The organism is Ruegeria halocynthiae (genome assembly GCF_900106805.1).
Taxonomy (GTDB): Bacteria; Pseudomonadota; Alphaproteobacteria; order Rhodobacterales; family Rhodobacteraceae; genus Ruegeria; species Ruegeria halocynthiae.
The window spans coordinates 827,562-851,140 of the sequence record NZ_FNNP01000001.1; the positions used below are offsets into that span (position 1 = coordinate 827,562).

Annotated in this window: 24 protein-coding genes; 8 read left to right on the plus strand and 16 right to left on the minus strand. The window is 56.2% G+C overall.

What is annotated here, in order from left to right; all coding sequences use genetic code 11:
* Positions 1 to 15 precede the first annotated feature (15 nt).
* The 3 genes from purQ to purC form a co-directional block, all read right to left on the minus strand.
* A complete protein-coding gene (purQ, locus tag BLU89_RS04230; protein ID WP_074734718.1) occupies positions 16 to 684 on the minus strand; it encodes a phosphoribosylformylglycinamidine synthase subunit PurQ in 669 nt (222 codons plus the stop codon).
* Positions 685 to 709: 25 nt separating this feature from the next.
* The gene (gene purS / locus BLU89_RS04235) at positions 710 to 940 is read right to left on the minus strand and encodes a phosphoribosylformylglycinamidine synthase subunit PurS (RefSeq protein WP_074734720.1); all 231 of its coding nucleotides are present in this window, start codon (positions 938 to 940) and stop codon (positions 710 to 712) included.
* Between the two features lie 100 nt (positions 941 to 1,040).
* Positions 1,041 to 1,796 (minus strand): phosphoribosylaminoimidazolesuccinocarboxamide synthase, encoded by a 756-nt coding sequence (gene purC / locus BLU89_RS04240; protein ID WP_074734722.1) that lies wholly within the window; start codon positions 1,794 to 1,796, stop codon positions 1,041 to 1,043.
* 187 nt (positions 1,797 to 1,983) lie between these two features.
* Between purC and BLU89_RS04245 the strand changes: the two genes are divergently transcribed.
* Positions 1,984 to 2,304 carry a DUF1476 domain-containing protein gene (locus BLU89_RS04245; RefSeq protein WP_074734724.1) on the plus strand — a complete coding sequence of 107 codons (321 nt, stop codon included), beginning with the start codon at positions 1,984 to 1,986 and terminating at the stop codon, positions 2,302 to 2,304.
* Positions 2,305 to 2,424: 120 nt separating this feature from the next.
* A complete protein-coding gene (gene bmt / locus BLU89_RS04250) occupies positions 2,425 to 3,438 on the plus strand; it encodes a betaine--homocysteine S-methyltransferase (RefSeq protein WP_074734726.1) in 1,014 nt (337 codons plus the stop codon).
* A gap of 8 nt (positions 3,439 to 3,446) precedes the next feature.
* On the opposite strand, the gene BLU89_RS04255 is transcribed toward bmt, so the two are convergent.
* From BLU89_RS04255 to BLU89_RS04300, 10 genes are all read right to left on the minus strand, one after another.
* A complete protein-coding gene (locus BLU89_RS04255; protein WP_074734728.1) occupies positions 3,447 to 4,223 on the minus strand; it encodes an enoyl-CoA hydratase-related protein in 777 nt (258 codons plus the stop codon).
* A gap of 72 nt (positions 4,224 to 4,295) precedes the next feature.
* The gene (locus tag BLU89_RS04260; protein ID WP_074734730.1) at positions 4,296 to 4,751 is read right to left on the minus strand and encodes a cytochrome c-type biogenesis protein; all 456 of its coding nucleotides are present in this window, start codon (positions 4,749 to 4,751) and stop codon (positions 4,296 to 4,298) included.
* Positions 4,748 to 6,712, minus strand: a complete 1,965-nt coding sequence (locus tag BLU89_RS04265; RefSeq protein WP_074736378.1) for a heme lyase CcmF/NrfE family subunit — start codon at positions 6,710 to 6,712, stop codon at positions 4,748 to 4,750. The genes BLU89_RS04260 and BLU89_RS04265 overlap by 4 nt, the downstream gene beginning before the upstream one ends.
* A gap of 74 nt (positions 6,713 to 6,786) precedes the next feature.
* Entirely contained in the window at positions 6,787 to 7,365 is a 579-nt protein-coding gene (locus tag BLU89_RS04270; RefSeq protein WP_074734732.1) for a holin family protein, read from the minus strand.
* Entirely contained in the window at positions 7,356 to 7,967 is a 612-nt protein-coding gene (locus BLU89_RS04275; RefSeq protein WP_074734733.1) for a holin-associated N-acetylmuramidase, read from the minus strand. The genes BLU89_RS04270 and BLU89_RS04275 overlap by 10 nt, the downstream gene beginning before the upstream one ends.
* Before the next feature lie 124 nt (positions 7,968 to 8,091).
* Positions 8,092 to 8,538 carry a cytochrome c maturation protein CcmE gene (ccmE, locus tag BLU89_RS04280; protein ID WP_074734734.1) on the minus strand — a complete coding sequence of 149 codons (447 nt, stop codon included), beginning with the start codon at positions 8,536 to 8,538 and terminating at the stop codon, positions 8,092 to 8,094.
* A gap of 7 nt (positions 8,539 to 8,545) precedes the next feature.
* Complete coding sequence (gene argC, locus BLU89_RS04285) at positions 8,546 to 9,574, minus strand: N-acetyl-gamma-glutamyl-phosphate reductase (RefSeq protein WP_074734736.1); 1,029 nt, start codon at positions 9,572 to 9,574, stop codon at positions 8,546 to 8,548.
* 93 nt (positions 9,575 to 9,667) lie between these two features.
* Positions 9,668 to 10,477, minus strand: a complete 810-nt coding sequence (locus tag BLU89_RS04290) for a glutamate racemase (RefSeq protein WP_074734737.1) — start codon at positions 10,475 to 10,477, stop codon at positions 9,668 to 9,670.
* Positions 10,478 to 10,485: 8 nt separating this feature from the next.
* A complete protein-coding gene (locus BLU89_RS04295) occupies positions 10,486 to 11,364 on the minus strand; it encodes a lysophospholipid acyltransferase family protein (protein WP_074734738.1) in 879 nt (292 codons plus the stop codon).
* 78 nt (positions 11,365 to 11,442) lie between these two features.
* Entirely contained in the window at positions 11,443 to 14,862 is a 3,420-nt protein-coding gene (locus BLU89_RS04300) for an indolepyruvate ferredoxin oxidoreductase family protein (RefSeq protein ID WP_074734739.1), read from the minus strand.
* Between the two features lie 169 nt (positions 14,863 to 15,031).
* Between BLU89_RS04300 and BLU89_RS04305 the strand changes: the two genes are divergently transcribed.
* From BLU89_RS04305 to grxD, 6 genes are all read left to right on the plus strand, one after another.
* A complete protein-coding gene (locus BLU89_RS04305; RefSeq protein WP_074734741.1) occupies positions 15,032 to 15,940 on the plus strand; it encodes a LysR family transcriptional regulator in 909 nt (302 codons plus the stop codon).
* 269 nt (positions 15,941 to 16,209) lie between these two features.
* On the plus strand, positions 16,210 to 18,456 hold the full coding sequence (locus tag BLU89_RS04310) for a mechanosensitive ion channel family protein (protein WP_074736380.1): 2,247 nt from the start codon (positions 16,210 to 16,212) through the stop codon (positions 18,454 to 18,456).
* Between the two features lie 190 nt (positions 18,457 to 18,646).
* Positions 18,647 to 20,806, plus strand: coding sequence for a phosphoribosylformylglycinamidine synthase subunit PurL (purL, locus tag BLU89_RS04315; protein ID WP_074734743.1), 2,160 nt, complete (start codon positions 18,647 to 18,649; stop codon positions 20,804 to 20,806).
* Positions 20,807 to 20,941: 135 nt separating this feature from the next.
* Entirely contained in the window at positions 20,942 to 21,178 is a 237-nt protein-coding gene (locus tag BLU89_RS04320) for a BolA/IbaG family iron-sulfur metabolism protein (RefSeq protein WP_074734745.1), read from the plus strand.
* Between the two features lie 182 nt (positions 21,179 to 21,360).
* On the plus strand, positions 21,361 to 21,651 hold the full coding sequence (locus BLU89_RS04325; protein ID WP_074734747.1) for a hypothetical protein: 291 nt from the start codon (positions 21,361 to 21,363) through the stop codon (positions 21,649 to 21,651).
* The gene (gene grxD, locus BLU89_RS04330; RefSeq protein ID WP_074734749.1) at positions 21,638 to 22,000 is read left to right on the plus strand and encodes a Grx4 family monothiol glutaredoxin; all 363 of its coding nucleotides are present in this window, start codon (positions 21,638 to 21,640) and stop codon (positions 21,998 to 22,000) included. Before BLU89_RS04325 ends, grxD begins: the two co-directional genes overlap by 14 nt.
* Before the next feature lies 1 nt (position 22,001).
* On the opposite strand, the gene BLU89_RS04335 is transcribed toward grxD, so the two are convergent.
* The 3 genes from BLU89_RS04335 to BLU89_RS04345 are packed head-to-tail and all read right to left on the minus strand — an operon-like array spanning position 22,002 to position 23,577.
* On the minus strand, positions 22,002 to 22,352 hold the full coding sequence (locus tag BLU89_RS04335) for an MliC family protein (protein WP_074734751.1): 351 nt from the start codon (positions 22,350 to 22,352) through the stop codon (positions 22,002 to 22,004).
* The gene (locus BLU89_RS04340; RefSeq protein ID WP_074734753.1) at positions 22,352 to 22,744 is read right to left on the minus strand and encodes a cell division protein ZapA; all 393 of its coding nucleotides are present in this window, start codon (positions 22,742 to 22,744) and stop codon (positions 22,352 to 22,354) included. Before BLU89_RS04340 ends, BLU89_RS04335 begins: the two co-directional genes overlap by 1 nt.
* A complete protein-coding gene (locus BLU89_RS04345; protein WP_074734755.1) occupies positions 22,744 to 23,577 on the minus strand; it encodes a hypothetical protein in 834 nt (277 codons plus the stop codon). Before BLU89_RS04345 ends, BLU89_RS04340 begins: the two co-directional genes overlap by 1 nt.
* Between the last annotated feature and the right edge of the window lie 2 nt (positions 23,578 to 23,579).

Consider the following 23,579-nt stretch of genomic DNA (forward strand, 5'->3'; position numbering starts at 1 on the left):
ACCGTTGACCTCAAGTCACACAGGCGCCAGCACCCCGGCCAATGCGCGGAAGAGCGCCGTCCCATCAGTGCCTCCGTGGCCTGAATCCGCCGCCCGTTCGGGGTGGGGCATCATACCCAACACGCGACGGTTGTGTGACAAGATACCTGCAATATCGTCGCGTGAACCGTTGGGATTCTCGGCGTAGGTAAAGGCAATGCGATCCTGATCTCTCAGCTCCGCCAGAGTCGTATCGTCGGCGAAATAATTCCCATCGTGATGCGCGATCGGGATATCGATCACATCCCCGGAATTATACCCTTCTGTAAAGGCACTGTCGCTGGTTTCCACCTTCAGGCCGATTGTCTTGCAGATGTATTTCAGACCGGCATTGCGCAGAAGCGCGCCGGGCAGAATTCCGGTTTCGGTCAGAACCTGAAACCCGTTGCAGATACCAACAGCATAGCCACCACGCTCGGTATGTGCGGTAAGTGCCTTGCAAATCGGCGATTGGGCTGCAATCGCGCCGCAGCGCAGATAGTCACCATAGGAAAATCCACCCGGTACACCAACAATGTCGATACCGTCGGGCAGCACGGCATCTTTATGCCAAACCATTTCGACGGAAAAACCGGCCTGTTCGAATGCGACGGCAAGATCACGATCGCAGTTGGAACCAGGAAAAACGATGACAGCTGCGCGCATGGCGGACCCTCCTAGGTTGGAAAACTCAGAGCAGTTCAATCTCGAAGCGTTCGATGACCGTGTTGGCCAGCAGCTTTTCGCACATCTCGGTAACGTCCGCTTTGGTCGCGCCCTCTGCCAGTTCCAGATCGATTACTTTGCCCTGACGAACACCTTCGACCTGATCAAAACCCATCGCACCCAATGCGTGACGCACAGCCTCACCCTGCGGGTCCAGAACCCCGTTCTTGAGCATCACATGCACACGTGCCTTCATATTCGAAAACTCCACTGGTGGACCGATCCCCGATCCGTTTCTATGCGCGCGGGATACCCCGCTTGGGCGTGTCGGACAACCCTGCCCATCTTGGGCAGGATCAGTTGATCAGCGTTGGCTTGGCCACATTGGTTTTGGGAAGAACACCTAGGCGTCGGGCGACTTCCGAATACGCGTCAGTCAGATTTCCAAGATCGCGCCGGAATACATCCTTATCCAGCTTCTGACCCGTTTCGATATCCCACAGGCGGCAGCTATCGGGGCTGATCTCATCTGCGACGATCAGGCGTTGGAAATCACCTTCGTACACACGCCCGATTTCGATCTTGAAATCGACCAGACGGATGCCGACAGCAAGCATTACACCGCTCATGAAATCATTCACACGCAGGGCTAGGCTGAGAATATCGTCCATATCCTGCTGGCTCGCCCAACCAAAAGCGGCGATGTGCTCTTCGGTGACCAGCGGATCACCCAGCGCATCGTCCTTATAACAGTATTCGACAATCGGACGCGGCAGCTGAGTACCCTCGGCAATACCAAGACGCTGGGACATCGACCCGGCGGCATAGTTGCGAACGATCACCTCCAACGGAATGATTTCGCAATTCCGAACCAACTGTTCCCGCATATTCAGACGGCGGATGAAATGGGTCGGCACGCCTATCTGCGATAGGCCTGTCATAAAGTACTCGCTCAGGCGGTTGTTCAGAACACCCTTGCCGTCGATCACGTCTTTTTTCTCGGCATTGAATGCGGTGGCGTCGTCCTTGAAATACTGCACGATGGTTCCGGGTTCGGGGCCTTCATACAGGATCTTGGCCTTACCTTCGTAAATCTTCTTGCGACGCGCCATGAGCGACCTTTCCAGGCTGGGGAAAGGGAATGAGTCCCCTTACGTTGGCGCCCTCATAGTGCAAGCCCCGCCTTCCCGCAAGTTCGCGACCCCGAGAGGCTTTGACGCAGCGCAAATACCTTGCACCCGAGGCGTCGTATAGTCATATCATCACTAAAGAGAATTCAAGCCAAGAGGTCCCCAACCAATGACCACATTCGACGAACGTGAAGCCGCATTTGAAAGCAAATTCGCTCATGATGAAAAAATGCAGTTTATCGCACGGATGCGCCGCAACCGGTTTATGGCCGTCTGGGCCTCGGCACTGAAGGGCGAAACCGTAGAGCAAGCACGGAAATACGGTCAGGAGCTGGTCCATACTGATCTTCAGAATGTCAGCGAAGATGATGTCGTAGAAGCGGTCAAAGGCTACCTTGGCGATCTTGCGGATGAGACCAAGATTCGTGAGAAAATGTCAGAATTGCTGGTTGAAGCCAAAGAACAGGTCATCGCAGAAGCCGAAGACTGATGGCTTGAGATACAAAGCTCATGATCTTCATGAGTTTTACGAGTTTGATTTGACGCCCCGGTCATGAGACACGGGGCGTCTCATTTTGATGGGCTTTGACCTCATATTTGGAATACTTCAATGACAAACGCGCTCAGCACCCTTTTGGAAACCGTCGACGTCATTCTTGCGGATGGGGCGACCGGCACCAACCTGTTCAACATGGGCCTGCAACCCGGTGACGCGCCGGAATTGTGGAACGTCGATGCGTCCGACAAGATCAGGGCTTTGTATCAGGGCTCGGTCGATGCAGGCAGCGATATGTTTCTGACCAACACGTTTGGCGGCACAGCCGCGCGACTGAAATTGCACGACGCCCAGAACCGCGTGGCAGAACTGAACCGTATCGGAGCAGAGCTGGGTCGCGAGGTTGCCGATAAAGCGGGTCGCCCGATTGTTGTGGCGGGCTCTGTCGGTCCAACCGGAGAGATCATGGAACCGGTTGGCAGCCTGTCTCATGCGGCGGCCGTCGAGATGTTTCATGAACAGGCCGAGGCGTTGAAGGCCGGGGGCGCGGATGTGCTGTGGCTTGAAACCATCAGCGCACCGGAAGAATTCAGGGCAGCCGCCGAAGCGTTTGCGCTGACCGACATGCCGTGGTGCGGCACCATGAGCTTTGACACGGCTGGCCGCACCATGATGGGTGTTACTTCATCGGATATGGCAATGATGGTGGAAACCCTGCCCAACCCACCTGTGGCCTTTGGGGCTAACTGTGGCACCGGCGCGTCGGATATTCTGCGTACGGTGCTGGGTTTCGCCGCTCAGGGAAGTGAACGTCCGCTGATTTCCAAAGGCAACGCGGGCATTCCGAAATACGTGGATGGCCATATCCATTATGATGGAACGCCCGAACTGATGGGGCAGTATGCCGCCATGGCCCGAGATGCGGGTGCGACCATTATTGGTGGTTGCTGTGGCACCATGTCCGCGCATTTGCGCAAGATGCGTGAGGCACTGGATAGCGGCCGGCGCGGAGAGCGCCCGACACTGGATCAGATTACATCGGCGCTTGGCCCGTTTTCATCAGCCTCAGATGGCACCGGAGACGAGGCCGTGCCTGAACGACGCACGCGCCGCCGCCGCCGCGCCTGAATGATTGATTAACGCCCCTCGAATTTCGGGGGGCGTTTTTCCAGAAAGGCCACCACACCTTCGGCAAAGTCGCGGGTTCTGCCGCATTCGCCCTGAAGATGCGCCTCGGCAGCGAGTTGTTTCGGCAATGTTCTATCGTAAGTACCCCTGATTGCCTGTTTGATCGCCCGGAAACCGGCAGTTGGACCGTTGGCCAGATAGGCAGCGCGCTCACGCCAGTGCGCATCAAACTGATCGTCAGAAACCGCCTCCCAGATCAGCCCCCAGTCATCTGCCTGACGCGCGCTGATCTTATCCGCAAACAAAGCAGCCCCCATTGCCTTGGCAATTCCCATCTGACGCGGCATGAACCAGGTACCGCCAGCGTCGGGCAGCAATCCGATCCGAGCGAATGCCTGCAGGAAATACGCCCGCTCGGTTGCGATTACGACATCGGCACAGAGCGCGAGATTGGCCCCTGCCCCTGCTGCCGCGCCGTTAACAGCCGCGATGGTTGGAACCGGGCAATCATAGATCGCCTCAAGCATCGGTTCGTATTCATCCCGCAGTGCGCGTTCGAGATCGATCTTTCCGGTGCTTGACGCGTCGCCCAGATCCTGACCAGAACAGAATGCAGGCCCTGCCCCCGTCACAACAATTGCCCGAGCGTGACGCGCTGATTCTTTCATTGCGTGGGTAATCTCGGCCCGCATCTGCGTTGTCAGCGCATTCATCTTGTCTGGCCGATTCAATGTTAGAACCGCCAAATCGTCGGTAATATCCAGAAGGACCGCTTCGTATTCCATTTAAACCTCACCTGCGCAGCGTTGTGCAAAACCCTGACGTAAATGTGGAAAAAGGAAAAGCAGAACCGCGCGTCAGTCTTCCAATATTTGGCGCAGGCGTTCCTGTTCTTCCTCGCTCAGAGCGTCAGAATGGGCCGCTTTTTGATGTTGCGAGCGTTTCCGCAAAAAGCTCCATCCCATGCCTGCCGCGATCAGCAACATGATCGGTCCTGCTAACCAAAGCATCAGATTGGCTCCGGTCGTGGTCGGTTTCAGAAGGACATATTCGCCATAGCGATCAACGATGAATTCCACCGCCTCCTGATCCGTATCTCCCGCGACAAGACGTTCGCGCAGCAGGATACGCAGATCACGTGCAAGCTCGGCGTTGCTTTCATCAATGCTTTCGTTTCGACAGACCAGACAGCGCAAGCCGGTGCTTATATCTCTCGCCCGCGCCTCAAGCGCCGGGTCGTCGAGCACCTCGTCCGGCTGAACTGCCAAGAGCGGAGACGCAAGCAGCAAAAGGGTCAAAATCAGATATTTCATTCGGCAGGCACTCCGCTTGCGGGCGCTTTCCGTGCCCCGGCGGCAACACGGAACCGGCGGTCTGACAGGCTGAGCACACCGCCCAGAGCCATCAGGATACATCCGCCCCAAATCCAGTTTGCCAGAGGCTTGATGTAGGTCCGCATCACCCAACCGCCATCTGCCTGCTGATCGCCGATCACTACATACAGATCACGCAGGAACCGATAGTCAATCGCGGCTTCGGTCGTGGGCATCCGCGCCACCGGATAGTCGCGTTTTTCGGGATGTACCGTCGTTATCTGGCGTCCATTCTTTTCGACAACCACATCCGCCATTGTCGAAAAGTAATTCGGCCCCTGAACCCGGCGCACGTCCTTTAGCGTCAGGGTGAACTGTCCAACTTCGAATGGCTGTCCTGGTTGCACCACGCGGATATCTTCAACCTCCCATGCGGTCAGCCCGGCAATCGCGAATATCGTCACACCCAGTCCGGTATGAGCAACGGCCTTACCCCAGTCCGCTCCTGGCAGCCGGAACAAACGCGTCAAGCTACCTTTGCGACCTGTACGGCTCCAGAGATCGACAATCGCGCCAAAAGTGATCCAAGCCCCAAGGAACAGACCCACCGGCCCCAATGCGCTGCGTCCGGTCTGCATAACCCAGACCAATATTGCCAGCGCCAATGCCAGAACAAACGCATAACGCAGAGACCACGCCGCCCGTCCCAGTCTGCCCCGCTTCCATGGCAGCATTGCCCCGACAGGAAGTACGATACCGAGGGCAATCATGAACGGCGTAAAGGCCGCATTAAAGAACGGCGCCCCAACCGAGAGTTTACGGTCAAAGGCCATCTCGGCAACCATCGGCCAGAGCGTGCCAAAGAACACGACGAAACAACTGACCGCCAGCAGGATATTGTTCAGAATTAGCGCACTTTCGCGGCTAACCATCCCGAACACGCCCTTGGCCTCCATCGATTGCGCACGGGCCGCAAACAGCGTCAACGCACCGCCGATGAAAATCACCAGAATGAACAGGATGAACACACCGCGCTCAGGGTCATTTGCGAAGGCATGAACCGAAGTCAGAAGCCCCGATCTTACAATAAACGTACCGATCAGCGAGAAGCCAAAGGCGATGATCGCCAACAGAATGGTCCAGCTTTTCAGAGCCTCCCGTTTTTCGACCACGATGGCTGAATGAAGCAGCGCTGCGGCCAGAAGCCATGGCATGAATGAGGCATTTTCTACCGGATCCCAGAACCAGAATCCGCCCCAGCCAAGTTCGTAATAGGCCCACCAAGACCCCAATGCGATACCAATAGTCAGGAAGATCCACGCCGCAAGCGTCCAGGGCCGCACCCAACGGCCCCACGCCGCATCCACGCGGCCTTCGATCAGCGCAGCAACAGCAAAGCTGAAGGCCATGCTGAGGCCGACATAGCCCAGATACAGAAATGGAGGGTGAAACGCCAAACCGGGGTCCTGCAACAGAGGATTCAGGTCTCGACCATCAAATGGCGGCACCGGCAGGCGATCGAACGGGTTCGAGGTGAACAGAATGAATGCAAAAAACGCCACGCCGATTGCGGCTTGCACCGACAGCACGCGCGCCTTGAGCGTCGGTGGTAGTCCCCCACCAAACACCGCCGCCAATGCCCCAAAAATGGTAACGATAAAGACCCACAGCAGCATCGAGCCTTCGTGGTTGCCCCAAGTTCCGCTGATCTTGTACAGCATTGGCTTGGCGGAATGACTGTTCTCTACCACGATCCTGAGCGAAAAGTCAGAGGCCACGAACGCCCAGACCAAAGCGCCAAACGAGAACGCCGTCAGTAGGAACTGAGCGATCGCCGCGGGTTCTGCGAAAACCATCCACCCGTTCCAGCGGTTGGCAGCCCCGATCAGAGGCACCACAGTCTGAACGATGGCGACTAGGAAGGCTAGGATCAGTGCGAAATGGCCGAGCTCTGTAATCATGGCCCGCTTATACTCCGGCGACCCGGCATGTGCCATTAACATTCGTCAAGGATCGCCGCACATAGTGTCGCGCCTCAGGTCTTGCGCAGGCGCCGCCAATCCTCAAGTGCTGGATTTGATTCTGCCCGGCCTACTACCTCGGCCAGCGCTGCATCCGGTCCAGTATCCGCAACACCCGGGCTGTCATCGCGCAGCTCATGGATCATTTCGAGATTGGCGATAACTTCGGGCACCCGCAGTGCTGTTGCGCCGATCTCCCGTTGAAATTCCTGCGCTTTGATCTGATGTCGCGCACCAAAATAGAACGACACGATAATCCCCAGAAGCCACCAAAGTGGTTCCGGAACCAAAGCAATCCCCTGCATTCGCGCAGCGAACCATAGCGGATCAAACATTGCCGCAAGAAACAACCCCAATGTACCTAGGGCCAACGCAGGGCGCGGCAGGCGATTCAACCCGTCCATAAAACGATCAAAACCACCCTTGGCGGGATTTTGGAATTCGGTTCCGAATTGCGCCATTGCTGCACTGCGCAATGCCGCGGAGCGCTCGGCGCCCTGATCTGCATTTTCGCGAAAGACCTCAGCAGTCTCGCGGATCACGTTGCGACCTCCGCCAAACAGAAACCCAAGAAGACCAGATATCAAACCCATCCCGAAATCCTTTTCTGAAAATCATCGTCGCTCAGATGGTACTTGGCGGACAAAAATTCCTCGGCACGCCTGATCCAGCCACCTTTCCCTCCTGCGCGCGTCCGAGCGTATTTTCTCAGCGTTGCCCGCTGATCTGCCAAACGGAAATAGTAGTTTCTCCGCGCAACCCCGTAGGCGTCTCGCAGGGCGAGCGGTCTGGGTTTGGTGGCATCCTTAGTCGCGTGCGCAGTCTGAGGCCCGATCATGCCGTCAACGCTGACGTCATACCCCATCTGACGCAGGAGGTTTTGAAGGATCTTCACCGCCTGCGCCCCGGCATTCACATACATGTCAAAAACAGACGCCTGCACTGCGCCGGGCAAAAGCCCCACACGTGGTTTCTCAAAATAATGTTCAAGGAAGATGTCGACGGCTTGTGCCTTGCTCAGCGCCCGCACATCTAGTTGTGTCACCGCGCCATCACGATCCAGATCAAGACCCAACCGACGCATGGCGTGGATCGTCACCCCGTATTTCGTTGCCCCTCCGGGGTCATCGGGGTCATCCACAAACCCGCCTTCCCGCGCCACGATTCCGTTTGCGATCTGTCGCACCGTCCGCATTCTCTTCACCTCTGCTCTGGTCTGGCAGACGGTCGAGCAATTGTATTAATCTGACGCTAGAACAGAGGGCGCTGCATGGCTTTCCCATGCAACGCCCTTATCGTTTGTAAGAATTCGGAACTGCTCAGCTATCGCCGGCTTCCTGATAAACGCCTTGCTCTTTCAGCGCATCCACGACCTCTTTCGGCATGTAGGTTTCGTCATGTTTTGCTAGTATTTCAGTGGCTTCAAAGACGCCATTCACATAACTACCTGTGCCGACCATTCCCTGATTTTCCGAGAACAAATCAGGCAAAACACCGGTAAACGCAACTTTAACGCTTTCACCTCCATCAGTGACAACGAAGTATATAGTTTCACCTTGCCCTCGAATGATCGAACCCTCTTCGACCAACCCGCCGATCCGAAACACCTCGGTCGGTTTGGGCGGTTCCGCAATCACCTGACTGGGTGAGCGAAAGAAGTTGATGCCGTCGCGCATCGCAAATCCGATTAGACCCGTCGCCAGCACCAAGGCTACGACAGCCAGAAGAATGACCTGAACTCGACGACGTTTCTTGAGCGTTTTCATACCGTCCTCACGGGAACAGAGGGGCCATCATCAGCCCCTGGGTTTCATCTTCACCTAACATCAGGTTGGCGTTCTGCAAGGCTTGCCCGCTGCTACCTTTTGTCAAATTATCCAATGCAGCCACGACGATTGCACGCCGTTCGATCCGATCTCCGACTACACCGATATGACAGAAGTTTGACCCACGGACATGATGGGTTGAAGGTGTCTCGCCAAAGGGCAGCAATTCGATGAAGGGTTCAGATTCGTATGCCGATTGCAGCGTCTCATAAACGCTCTGCGGGTCGCCCTTCACATAAGAAGTCGCCAGAATACCCCGGTTGGCCGGGATTAAATGCGGCGTGAACTGTACGTGCACAGTACGGCCCGCGAGTTCCGAGAATTCCTGATCAAACTCACCAAGATGCCGATGTGTACCGCCAACTGCATAAGCATTCGCGCCTTCGCTCAGCTCCGCGTGCAAAAGGTTCTCTTTCATCGCACGTCCAGCACCCGAAACCGCGCATTTCAGGTCCAGAATGATATCATCCAGATCAATCACACCCGCCGTTATCAACGGCCGCAACACATATTGACCGGTCGCTGCGTTGCATCCGGTCCCGGCGACTAACCGCGCGGCACGAATCTCATCGCGGTAAAATTCTGTGAGGCCATAAACAGCCTCTTGCTGATGCCCGAGTGCAGTATGTGGATTGCCATACCACTTCTCGTATTCATCACCGTCCCGAAGCCGAAAATCTGCTGAAAGATCAACGATTTTCAAACTATTGGGCAGATCCCGGATGACTTCCTGACTGGTCTTATGCGGCAAGGCACAAAAGCACAAATCGATCTGTGAAAAGTCGATCTCGGAGATTTTGCACAAAACAGGCAAATCCATATGCCGCAGATGCGGAAACACCTGCGCCATGGTCTGCCCTGCCTTGCGCTCAGCGGCCAGAGCGGTGATTTCCAGGTTCGGATGCCCGGCAATCAGCCGCACGAGTTCCGCGCCGGTATAACCGGAAGCACCCAGAATTGCGATTTTATGGGTCATATCAGACCTCTTTCATTCATGTTCACATGGGGTGACCGCCGCTGTGACGGTCAACGAATTACGAAATCGGAAAAGCGCCGTCCTTGACCTAGGTCAGGCGGCTTCGAAGGTGATCTGTCGTCGGAGGAACTGCGTCGCACGATCCGTCACCACACCTGGTTTGCCTGTTGTCAGGAACCCGCCAGCACTGTCGCCCAGCATATTCGGGTGGCGCTGCAAATAATCCGTCAGGCTCTCAGCAACCAGATCACCCTGGCTGTAAACCTTCACATCCGGCCCAAGAGCCTGTTGGAACGCCTCGGCCATCAGCGGATAATGAGTGCAGCCCAGAATCGCCGCTTGTGGCTCTGGCATCTTACGTTTCAAGGCATCCACATGGCTGCGCACCAGCGCCTCGGCCAGAATCATATCGCCCTCTTCGATGGCATCGACGACGCCCCCGCAGGCTTGTGCTTCGACATCCACGCCAATCGCCCGGAACGCCAGTTCCCGCTGAAACGCGCGGCTAGAGACGGTTGCAGGTGTCGCGAAAAGCGCCACGTGCTGCACCTCAACTTCACGCGGAGGAGAATTGTCCCCCCACTGCCGTTCCGTCAGCGCCTCGATCAGTGGCACAAAGACGCCCAGCACCCGTTTACCCTCGGGCACACCAGCCTCCTGCATCCGACGCAGAGCGGCAGCGCTAGCGGTGTTGCAGGCCAGAATCACCAGATTGCAGCCGCGATCCCACAGGTTCTGCACCGCAGTGCGGGTCAGGTTATAGATATCATCGGCATCACGCACACCGTAAGGCGCGTGTAAGCTATCTGCATAATACAGGAAACCAACGTCGGGCAGACGTTTCTGCGCGGCGTTCAAGACGGTCAGACCGCCCAACCCGGAATCAAAGATGCCTACTGCCATTTGCCCCTTCAGGCGCGATGCCGTTCCTCGAATTCATAGCCGTAGTCATAGGACTTCAGCGGTGTTGGAGACAGCTCATACGTGGCTTTGCGCAGGAAATCCATCATCTTGCGCGTATCTTTGCCCAATGGGTCCAGAACGTCGCGCCCAATGGGGTCGCCGACAACCACGCGAACAGGCGTATCAACACGTTTCTTGAACTCTTTGATCAGCAGGCCCATCCGCAGCGTGTTGTGCAGATGGCTGGCAATCTGGAACAGGCGCGAAGTGTGACCGTCAAAAAATACAGGCAACACAGTCGCGTTCGATTTTGCTACCATCCGCGCCGTAAACCCGCGCCAGCCCGGGTCCATCGGGTAAGAGAATGGCTTGGCAGCCGTGCTGACTGTACCACCCGGAAATATCCCGATTGCCCCGCCGGCACCCAAATAGTTCAGGGCCGTCTTTCGAGTTTCCAGATTCAGCTTCATCGCCTCCTTGGTGGCATCGAATGAGATCGGAAGGACAATGCGCTCTAGGTCTTCGGCTTTGCGAAACACATGATTGGCCAGAATGCGAAAATCTCTGCGCGTCTGCGAAAGGATGTGGCCCATCATCAGCCCATCCAGAATACCGTAGGGATGGTTTGCGATCAGAATCAGCGGCCCATCTTTGGGGATGTTCGACAATGCGCCCCCAACCACGTCCAGAGTCAGCCCATAACGATCCGCCATCACCGACCAAAAATCACGCCCCTGCGCGACCTCCTGTTCATACCCGTCAGCGCGGCGGATCAGGCGCAGGCGGCCGGTGGTGTTTTCCATCAGTTTGATCACCATCCGCCCGCTCCGCGTTTCCGCGGAATGGGCGTAGGAAATGTCACGAGCGACGTGATGACGCGAGGGCATTGATTCCTCCGGTTTGATATCGCCTTGATACGACCGAGCAACCAATTTGCCTAGATTTTAAGTCTTGCTTGCAAAGCTTCACTCTGCCGCAGACCGCATCTCGGGCCCACCATTTTGGATCACGGCAAGCAATTCCTCTCGCCGTTTCGCAGCCTTGGCTTCGTTTGCGATCAAAACCTGACCAAACCCGCGAATGTCCAATGGCAATGCCGCGAGTGTTGCAATCGCATCGCGTGTCTCTGGGGTGAGCTTTGTCAGAACTTCTTTCATGTCCTTTTCATACTGACGGATCAGGGCGCGCTCCATCCTGCGTTCAGCCGAATAACCGAACAGATCCAGCGGCGTGCCACGCAGAACTTTCAGCTTCGCAAGCACCCCCAAAGGCCCCAAGAACCATTCACCAAAGGCCTTTTTAGGTGGGCGACCATTCTCGCCTTTTGTGCCCAACGTCGGTGGCGCAAGGTGAAAGGTCATCTTGAAGTCACCATCAAACTCGGCCGCGGCCTTCTGACGACTGTCGAGCAGCAAACGCGCGACCTCGTATTCATCCTTGTAGGACAAGAGCTTGTGATACCCTTTTGCAACCGCCTCGCGAACAAATTTGTCTTCTACACTCGCGACCAGCTTGCGATAGCGTTTCGCCAACCGCTTGCCTTGATAATCGCCAAGATGTGCGGCGCGAAAGTCGATCACCTGATCCAGAGTCTTCGGCAGTTCCGCCACGTTTGGGCGCAGAGTCTTCTCGACCTCTTCGGGATGTGTGACCGCCCAACGACCCACCTCAAAGGCGCGTTTGTTACGTTCCACAGCAGCGCCGTTCAATTCGATCGCTTCCATGATTGCCTGATGCCGGATTGGTATTAACCCACGCTGCCAAGTGGCGCCAAACACCATCATGTTGGAATAGATCGAATCCCCCATTACTGCGCGCGCCAGATCGGTGGCATCAAACAGATCAACCGAATCCTTAAGCCGTGCTCTCAACGCCAGCTCGAGGCGGTCGCCTGGGATCTTAAAATCAGTGTCGCGGGTGAAATCGCCCGTGACGATTTCGTGATTGTTCACCACGGCACCGGATTGGCCTGCGCGCATCAGCCCCAGAGTCTTCGCGCCAGCCGACACAACCAGATCCCCCCCGATCAGAGCATGAGCCTCTCCGGTCGCGACGCGAATTGCGCTGATATCATCAGGCGCGTTCGCAAGGCGACAATGGATGTGAACCGCACCGCCCTTTTGTGCCAGACCCGCCATCTCCATCATGCCTGCAGCCTTACCGTCGATCTGTGCGGCCTGCGCAAGAACTGCACCAATCGTTACAACGCCGGTACCACCGACACCTGTGATGACAACGTTATGTGTGCCGTCAATTTGCGGCAGGCTCGGTCCGGGCAGGTCCGGCAGATCGATCTCGGTCGTTGCCTCTTTGCGAACCTTTGCACCTTCGACGGTTATGAACGAGGGGCAAAATCCGTTCAAACACGAGAAGTCCTTGTTGCAGCTTGATTGATCAATCGACCGCTTTCGTCCCAGCTCCGTTTCCTTCGGAACAATCGAGACGCAGTTCGACTGCACCCCGCAATCACCGCACCCTTCGCAGATATCGGTATTGATAAACACACGCTTGTCCGGGTCCGGGAACATCCCCCGCTTGCGCCGCCTGCGCTTTTCGGCAGCACAGGTCTGGATGTAAACAATGACCGATACGCCTTCTATTTCGCGAAACTTACCCTGAACCTTCATCAGGTCTGCCCGTTCAAAAGTCTCGATACCGGCAGGCATGGCCTTGAAATTCACATCTTCTTTCTCGTCATAGACGACCGCGACGTCCCTGACACCCATGGCCTTGACCTCGGCCACGATCCGTTCGGCGCTCAACCCGCCTTCGTTTTCCTGCCCCCCCGTCATGGCGACGGCATCATTGAACAGGATTTTGAACGTGATGTTGGTACCCGCCGCCAGCGCAGCCCGGATCGCCTGAACGCCCGAGTGGTTGTATGTACCATCACCGAGGTTCTGGAACACGTGATTGGTGGTCGAAAACGGAGCCTCCCCTACCCAATTTGCCCCTTCACCACCCATCTGAGTGAACCCGGTGGTTTCACGATCCATCCACTGCACCATGTAGTGACAGCCTATCCCCGCATAAGCCCGGCTGCCTTCCGGCAACTTGGTCGAACTGTTATGCGGGCAACCCGAACAGAAATACGGCAATCGAGCCGCGATTTCTTGTGCGTTGTCGGCTCGCCGCGCCTCATCAAGTTTTGCTAGTCCGGCGCGAACGCCGTCCGTATCATGACCTTCCTCAATCAAAATCTCGCCCAGCTTTTCGGCGATCATGATCGGGTCAAGCGCCCCTCGGGTCGGGAACAGCTCTTCACGGTGCAGCGTTCCGGCACCACCCTTGTACCAGCCGTACACGCGACGACCGCGCCGGTCGTCAAAGATGGCCTCTTTGACCTGAACTTCGATCAGCTTGCGTTTTTCCTCGACGATAACGATCAGATCCAGACCTTCAGCCCAGTCGTGGAACCCCTTCATATCTAACGGGAAAGTCTGACCGATCTTGTAGGTCGTTATACCCAATCGCTCGGCTTCGCTGGCGTTGATATTGAGTAGCGACATGGCGTGAACCAAATCCAACCAGTTCTTGCCCGCAGCAACAAAACCGATCTTCGCGCCAGGTTTTCCCCAAACCCGCTTGTCCAATTTGTTGGCGTGAGAAAACGTTTCGGCCGCGAAGCGTTTGTAATCAATGACACGTGCCTCTTGCAGATGAGGCGTATCGCCCAACCGAATGTTCAGACCGCCATCAGGCATATCGAACGGAGGAACCGTCAACTGCATCCGGTCGGGGTGACCATCCACAACCGAGGTGACCTCGATTGTGTCCTTCATCGTCTTCAATCCGACCCAGACGCCAGCGAACCGGCTAAGTGCAAAGCCGTAAACGCCATAATCCAGTATTTCCTGAACACCAGCCGGGCTGACAACAGGCATATACATATCGACCAAAGACCATTCCGACTGATGCAACACGGTTGAGCTTTCGCCGGTATGATCATCCCCCATCGCCATCAGCACGCCCCCATGCTGAGCGGTACCAGCCATATTCGCATGGCGCATGACGTCGCCCGACCGGTCGACACCGGGACCTTTCCCGTACCACAGACCAAACACACCATCGAATTTGCCGTCCCCGCGCAATCCGGCCTGTTGGCTGCCCCACAGTGCGGTGGCCGCAAGGTCTTCGTTCAGACCGTATTGAAAGGTTACATCGCTTTCAGCCAGTTGCTTTTCAGCACGCGACATCTGAAGGTCAACCGCCCCAAGCGGTGAACCACGATATCCCGTCACAAGACCCGCGGTATTCAGCCCCGCCGCCCTGTCGCGTTCCTTTTGCATCAGCATCAGTCGCACCAGCGCCTGTGTGCCGTTCAAAAGAACCGGGCTTTTGGACAGATCGAACCGATCATTCAATGTGATTTTCGGCTGACTCATCTGACGTCTCCCCTCGTCGGATTAGTGTGCTGTATTTGGTATCATATTAGGTCATAATTACTGACCTGTATAGCAAATTTCTCTATTGCCGTAACGATTTCCCGGTTTGAATGTGGAATTTGTTACCTGTTTCATATAGGGCTGCCAAAAGATAACGAAAGTTGCGGCGATGGATTGGGACAAGCTCAGAATATTTCACGCGGTTGCGGATGCAGGCAGCCTCACACATGCAGGGGACAAGCTGAATTTGTCCCAATCTGCCGTGAGTCGTCAGATCCGGGCGCTCGAAGAATCACTGGATGCGACCCTGTTCCACCGGCACGCGCGCGGATTGATCCTGACCGAACAGGGGGAATTGCTGTTTGATGCCACGTCGGCAATGTCGAAACGTCTGGACGCTGCCGCCGCACGCATCCGTGACAGCGAAGATGAGGTGTTCGGCGTCCTACGGGTAACCACGACTTTTGGATTTGGCACCTTGTGGCTCGCCCCGCGCCTGCCCAAACTCTATGAGCAATACCCCGACCTCAATATCGACCTCATGCTTGAAGAACGGGTTTTGGACCTGCCCATGCGCGAAGCCGACGTGGCCATCCGCATGAAAGAGCCCAGCCAAGCCGATCTGGTGCGCAAGCGCCTGATGACGGTTCAGATGCTGCTCTATGCAACGCGAAGCTATCTCGATACTCATGGCGGCGCTCCTGAAACGCTGGAAGAAATCTCAAAGCACAGATTGATCTGCCAAACACCATCGGCCCCGCAGGTCGGCGCAAGTGCATCAATGGTTCGGCACGTGATGACCTATAATCCTGGCTCGTTGTTGACCGTGAACAATTATTTCGGAGTTCTTCAGGGCGTGCTTCATGATCTTGGGATCGGAGTGCTGCCTGACTATGTGACCGAGGACTTCCCAGACCTGGTTCCCGTCATGTCAGATATTGAAAGCGCGGATGTTCCAGTATACCTCGCCTACCCCGAAGAATTGCGTCATTCCAAACGGATAGCTGCGTTTCGGGATTTCGTGCAAGACGAGATTATCGCCCATCGTAAACAACTGAGGCAATTGGGCAAACTGTAGCCATGCACGCTGAGCATAGCGGGCATGTCATTCGCATGCACTAATAGACCTTGATCGTTAACAAACTGATCCCTAAATGGGCAATTGAAGGCGGTGATGCTGTAACGCTCATCATCTTCATACCTCCCTGTTGGACTACGGCCGAGCTTAGTGCTCGGCCTTTTTTTTGCACCAGGCAGATGCAATTCCAAGGAAAGCACTGGGAAAATCGAACACCCGGGCCTATGATCCCGGAAAAACAATCAAAATTCGTGTTCGAGGGCAAATTCATGTTCCACTCAATCCGCCTATTGCTGGCGATGGTATCTGTCTTGTTACTGGCTGTTCCGCTTCATGCACAAGACTCAAGCACAACTTCCACGGTAACGATACCCGAGGATCTAACGCCCGAGCAGGTCGACGACCTCGTGGCTCGCATGTCTGATGATCAGGTACGCGCAATTTTGTTGGAACGCCTTGACGCAGTTGCCGAAAAGCACGCCAAAGCCAATGAAGATCATGAGGACCCTCTGACCGAGATCAACGAAATCTGGGCTGAGATGGTCACATCGTGGACCCAGGTTCTGACGACTCTACCCAATATCGTCAGCGCACAGGTCAAAGCGTTCGACAATTTTTCAACGACGTTTGGGTCAAGCGGCGTGTTGAAGCTTCTTGGACTGATCTTGATGGTTCTGGTGGCCGGATACGTCGCCGAAAAGCTGTTTAGCCTACTCACCCGCAAGTGGCACGAACACGCAGGCGGTGAAGACGATGCAGACCTTTGGGGTGCCGTGCGGTATCTGTTTCGCCGGTTCTGTCGCGAGATCGCCGGACTGGTTGTGTTCTATGTCGTGATACGTGCGCTCGGGCGTGGTCTGTTGACGACAGAACAGATCACGTTTGCTGCTCCATTTGTATTCTACTTGATCTGGATTCCGCGATTGGGTGCTGCAGCCTCACGTTTCATATTGGCCCCCAACAAGCCGCACTATCGGTTGGTCAATATTGATGATCATTGGGCGAAATACCTGCACCGAAATCTGATAGGCCTCCTTATCCTGGTCGGGTTAACTCTGTTCGTCGTCCGGTTTAATGCGCTCAACGGCGTCACACCTGCGGATACCCGGATCGGTTTCTGGCTCAATGCAGCGATACACATCTATATCGGCGTAATTGCCTGGACGGCGCGGGAGGGGTTGTCTCAGATGATGCTGGGCACCGACCCGGATCACACCAAATTTGACGAAGAAGTGGCCCACTATTACCCCTATTTCGCTATCGGCGTTTCAGCGGTCATCTGGTTTCTTGTCGAGTTTCTTATTGCACAGCGTGATCCCACAACCATCGCTCTGCTCTCTAAGGGGCCACACTTCACGACAATGTTCTGGCTGTTGATTGCACCAGCGCTGGATACGCTCATACGCGGACTCGTACGTCACCTTCAGCCCCCCATGTCCGGTGAAGGACCGTTGGCCGAAAAAGCTTATCGGTCGACCAAGCGCAGCTACATCCGGATTGGCCGCGTTCTGGCCGGGCTGTTTGTTGTCTTCATGATTGCCCGTGTCTGGCATCTTGATCTGCGCCATGTCGCATCTGCCGGTATCGGAGCTGAAGTCGGCGGAGCGATTATTGAGTTCCTGCTGATCATTGCCGTGGGTTACATCCTGAACGAGATTGTCTCGCTTTGGATCAACCGCCGTTTGGCGAAAGAGCAAACCGCAGCCGAGGAATTGGACGAAGAAGCCGGTGGCGAAGGCGGCGGCGCGGGCGGATCTCGTCTGGCAACCGTACTACCACTGCTGCGGATCACCGCGCAGGCTACCATCACAGTCATTTTCGGCCTGTTGGCGCTGGGTGCGCTGGGCATCAACATCACACCACTTCTAGCTGGTGCTGGCGTTCTGGGTCTGGCCATCGGCTTTGGTGCGCAGAAGTTGGTGGCTGATATTGTGGGCGGCATCTTCTTCCTGATTGATGACGCCTTCCGTGTTGGCGAATATGTCGATGTAGGCGGCACAATGGGAACGGTCGAGAAAATCTCGATCCGCTCGATGCAGCTGCGCCACCACCGTGGTCCGGTTCACACGATCCCCTATGGTGAGATTCAGAAACTTACCAATTTCAGCCGAGATTGGGTGATCATGAAGCTGAAGTTCACCGTGCCCTTCGACACAGATCCCAACAAGGTCAAGAAGATCTTTAAGAAGATCGGTGCCGAGATGATGGCCGACGAAACCCACAAGGATGGTTTCCTGCAGCCCTTCAAATCGCAAGGTGTCTTTGACTTTGACGATGTTGGCATGATCATCCGCGGTAAATTCATGGCTCTACCCGGCAAGCAATTCACACTACGAAAGGAAATCTTCAACCGTGTTAAGGCCGAGTTCAATGCCAATGGCATCGACTTTGCCCGCCGTGAAGTTCGGGTGGCGATCCCGGGTCTGGAAGAAGCAGAGAGTCTTACAGAAGAGCAAAAAGCAGCCGCCGGCGCTGCTGCTGCCGACGCCGTCAATAAAGCACAAAACCCGGCGTAAACTGGACGGGTCAGTCATCATCGCTTCGATGGCTGATCCCGAAATCAACAAATAAACATACGGAACCGGCGGTATTGTCGGTTCCGTATTTTCTTTTCGAGGCAGACCTGCGCTGACTTGACCCTTCCCACGGGCGCCCCCTTGTCATAAAAGGCGCGCAATCTCGGCTACCATGGACACAGGACAGACAATGCAAGAGCCCGCCATCACCCCGGATCTGATTGCCGCACATGGGTTGAAGCCCGAAGAATACGATATGATCCTCGAGATCATCGGGCGCGAACCGACCTTTACGGAACTCGGCATCTTTTCCGCGATGTGGAACGAGCATTGTTCCTACAAATCGTCGAAGAAGTGGCTGCGTACCCTGCCGACCTCGGGCCCTCAGGTCATTTGCGGCCCGGGTGAAAACGCCGGTGTGGTCGACATTGGCGATGGCCAGGCTGTGGTGTTCAAGATGGAAAGCCACAACCATCCCTCATATATCGAGCCCTATCAGGGCGCCGCGACCGGCGTAGGTGGTATCCTGCGTGACGTGTTCACTATGGGTGCGCGTCCAATCGCTTCGATGAACGCGCTGTCATTTGGTGAACCCGGCCACCACAAGACCCGCCAATTGGTGAATGGTGTAGTCGAAGGTATCGGCGGCTATGGCAACTGTTTCGGTGTACCCTGCGTGGGTGGCGAAGTTCGCTTCCACCCGGCCTATAATGGCAATTGCCTCGTAAACGCGTTTGCCGCAGGTCTGGCCGACAGTGACAAGATTTTCTACTCGGCGGCCTCGGGCGTCGGTATGCCGGTCGTTTATCTGGGCGCAAAAACCGGTCGCGATGGCGTGGGCGGCGCAACCATGGCTTCGGCTGAGTTCGACGACACCATCGAAGAAAAACGCCCCACCGTTCAGGTCGGCGATCCCTTCACCGAGAAACGCCTGATGGAAGCGACGCTGGAACTGATGCAGACCGGTGCCGTGATTTCGATCCAGGATATGGGTGCTGCGGGTCTGACCTGCTCGGCCGTTGAAATGGGCGACAAAGGCGGGCTCGGCGTACGCCTCGACCTCGAAAGCGTCCCTCAACGCGAAGAGAACATGACAGCGTATGAAATGATGCTGTCGGAGTCTCAGGAACGGATGCTGATGGTTCTCAAACCCGAGCTTGAGGCCGAGGCCCGTGCCGTGTTCGAGAAATGGGATCTGGATTTTGCCATCGTTGGTGAAACGATTGCCGAAGACCGTTTCTTGATTATGCATAATGGTGAGGTCAAAGCCGATCTGGTCCTGTCCAAACTCTCTTCGACCGCTCCGGAGTACGACCGCCCTTGGGCGCCTACCCCACAAGCCGAAGACCTGGCCGACATCCCGCAAATCGATCCGATCGACGGTTTGCGCGCCTTGCTCTCGTCTCCCAACTACGCGGGCAAGCAATGGGTGTATGAGCAATATGATACGATGGTGATGGCGGATTCAGCGCGCATCCCGGGTCTGGGTGCAGGCATGGTCCGTGTGCATGGCACCGACAAGGTGCTGGCCTTTACCAGCGACGTGACTCCGCGCTATGTCCGCGCGAACCCGGTTGAAGGTGGCAAACAAGCAGTAGCCGAGGCTTATCGCAACCTGACTGCCGTTGGCGCCAAGCCGCTGGCAACCACCGACAACCTGAACTTCGGAAACCCTGAAAAGCCCGAAATCATGGGCCAGTTTGTCGGCGCCATCAAGGGTATCGGAGCAGCCGTTGACGCGCTGGATATGCCAATCGTTTCGGGAAATGTCTCGCTGTACAATGAAACGGATGGTCAAGCGATCTTGCCAACGCCGACCATCGGCGCAGTTGGCCTGCTGGCCCATAGTGACGAGATCATTGGCAACGAGGTCCGCGACGGCCACGTCGCGCTGGTCATCGGCGAAACCAATGGCCATCTGGGGCAATCCGCACTGCTGGCTGAAGTGTTCAACCGAGAAGACGGCGACGCGCCACATGTCGATCTGGATGCTGAGGCGCGCAACGGCGACTTCATCCGTGCCAACCGTGAGATGATCAAGGCCTGTACTGATCTCAGCGACGGCGGGCTCGCATTGGCAGCGTTTGAACTGGCCGAAGCCGCAGGTGTCGGCGTTTGTCTCGATGATGCCTCGACCGAGTTTCTGTTCGGCGAAGATCAGGCCCGCTATTTGGTGGCCTGTAATTTCGATCAGGCCGAAGCACTGATGATCACCGCCGGTCAGGCCGGGGTCCCGCTGATCTCGGTCGGTCGCTTCACGGACAACACCGTCAGGATCGGTACCTCCGAGGCCTCACTGGAAGATTTGGCGGCAACCTATCGGGGCAGCTTTGCCGATGCAGTTGCCTGATCACACGGTATCAGGAAAGCGCTGAACCTGCGCCCGGACAGGGCGCAGGTTTCGTTGTTCCAGCACGACCAAGCGCTCTTGCACGCTTGGTTCCGGCGCTCTACATCTTGAGAAAGACCATTAGGAGTTACCTACATGCCGATGAGCGCCCACGAAATCGAACACCTGCTGCGTGAAGCCTTTCCCGATGCAGAAATACAGGTCGGTGGTCAGGACGGCGTACACATGTCCGCCATGGTCGTGGACGAGAGCTTTCGCGGCAAGAACCGCGTTCAACAGCAGAGGGCTGTCTATGCGGCCCTGAAGGGCAAGATGGATGGCCCGGCTGGTGAGTTGCACGCATTGGCGTTGACAACGAAAGTGCCTGAATAGTGGATGAGCCGATCGGGTGGGTGCTGCTAAGGCTGACCTATCTGGTCTTTGATGTTGTCAACTGCATAGCGATCTTGTTTTGTGATTTGCCAAAGCTCCTGAAATACGGACCCAGATATTGGCGGGTCACAAGGAAAATGAGACGCTGCGACTTCGAACGTCGCCAAAGTTGAGTAACAAAAATGAGTGGATGGCTGTTCTGGATAGGTGTAATCGCAGCATTGATAATTGCCGCCGCGCTGATCGAAGCCTATGTGAAGCGCAACAGAAAACGAAAACTGGCCGACATGCGTCCCGATCCGGATAAACTCAGCAAGGTTGGCGGAATAGAAAGATATGGGCTTGATCCGGTGACCTTGGCGCAGGCTGAACACCGGCGGCTCGAAAAAGAAGGATGGGCACTAGACCTGCCCGACGACAAAAAGACCAGCGCACAAGCGGTTGAAAAGGAAAAGCAAGATGAGCGACGTTAAGACCCAGATCGACGAGACCGTCAAAGCCAATGATGTGGTGCTGTACATGAAAGGCACCAAGGAAATGCCCCAATGCGGGTTTTCTTCGCGCGTGGCAGGCGTGCTGAACTATATGGGTGTCGAATACACCGACGTAAACGTGCTGGCTGACGAAGGTGTTCGCCAGGGTATCAAAGATTATTCCGACTGGCCGACCGTGCCGCAGCTTTATGTCAAAGGCGAGTTCGTCGGCGGCTGCGATATCATCACCGAAATGACGCTATCGGGTGAACTGGACACGCTGTTTGAAGAAAACAACGTGGGCTACAACAAGGATGCTGCCGACAAAATTCGCGAAGCCAACGCTTGATCTATCGGCTGGTGCAGTCCCTGAACAAAACGCGTTCCGGGGCTGTATCGCCATCAGCCTGATGACTGATCGTGGCTTCCCAGCCTTTTGAGCGCAGGGTGTAAGTCCCTGCCCCTCCGACGGATTCATAGCGAATGCCCGAACCGCTTTGGACCTGTTTCATGGGAATCAACTGATCCTCAAGCAGCATCGCCGCAGCCCCCTGACCATCAGAGGCGTTGAAGTATGATACCGGCACCTGCGTGTTATTCTCGCAATTGAAGGTCACGGACAGAATATCGATGTCGGCAGATGCCCCTGTTCCCAACATGCAAACGGCAGCGGCAAAAATAGCCTGGCGGATATGGACCATCAGGCGGTCCTCTCTTCAATCACCGCGGCCAGCGCCTCGGCCCGGGCGGCCATTTCCGCCAGCGTGTCCGTGACCGAAGGCGGCACGACTGCGACCTCAATTCGCTCTGGCTCTGGTCGAGGTTGATTGCGCAAGCGCTTTAATTCGGTCTCGGCTTCTACCAGTTTGGCCTCGGCCAGTTTCATGCGGTCTTCATGGGCAGCCGCCTTGTCGGCCAACATCAGCCCCGCCATCAACAGCATCCGCGATTCCGGCATCCGTCCGATCTGGTCCGACAAAACCTGTGCCTCGTCGTCCAACAGCTTGGCGGCAGATTGCAGAAACGGTTCTTCGCCTTCCTGACATGAAACGTCAAAACCCCGGCCGCCGATATGAATGGTTACTTCGGGCATTATTCCACCTCTCCTTCAGCCAGGTTGGCATGGGTAAGTAACGGTTCGAGCCGAGCCAACACTGCGTGCGCCTCGGCCGCATCCGAGGCCCGTGCGGCGCGTGTCGCCTCAAGCTCTGCAGCAGTGGCGCGATTCAGCATATCCGCATCCGCAACACCCGCTTCTGCGGCAGCGCGCAATTCATCTACAGAGCCTCGAAGTTGCTCGTTCGCTTTGCGCAACCGCTGCAGATCGTCATCCAGTCGCGACATCGCCGCGCCATGGCTGGCGCGTTCGGCGCGCAACATTTTAAGCTCAGCATTGAGTTCGGTCAGACGCTCGCTGTCGACCAGATCCGCACGCAGCCGGGACAACTCAGCCTCCATCTCTTCAGCACGATAGGCTATCGGGGTCAGTTGTTCGACCTCAGACCGCAACGACTCGGCTTCTTCTGCAGAGCCCCGATAGGATTGCAGCGTTTCGATTTCTGCTTTCAGCGTCGCCACTTCATCACTGTTTTCAAGAACCGCTTTGGCATCCGCCAGCTCGGCGCGCGCGGCCTCAACCGTAGCAAGGCGCGAGGTCGCTTCAGCCAGTTGTGTACGCAACGTATCCGCTTCGCCGTCCGGGGCCGATTGGGTGCGCAACGCGTCGATCTCTTGCGCGTGCTTCTCTTTGATCGTTTTGAGCCGTTCCTCGAGCTGAGCATTGGCAACCCGCTCTTCTTCCAACGCCACACGCAACGCCACGTCGTCACCGGCTGCAGGTCCGGCGTCCCGTAGCACCTCGATACCACTGCCGATCCGCTCCATCGCTGCTATGATACGGCGTTGTAGTTCTTCGATCTGACTCATGC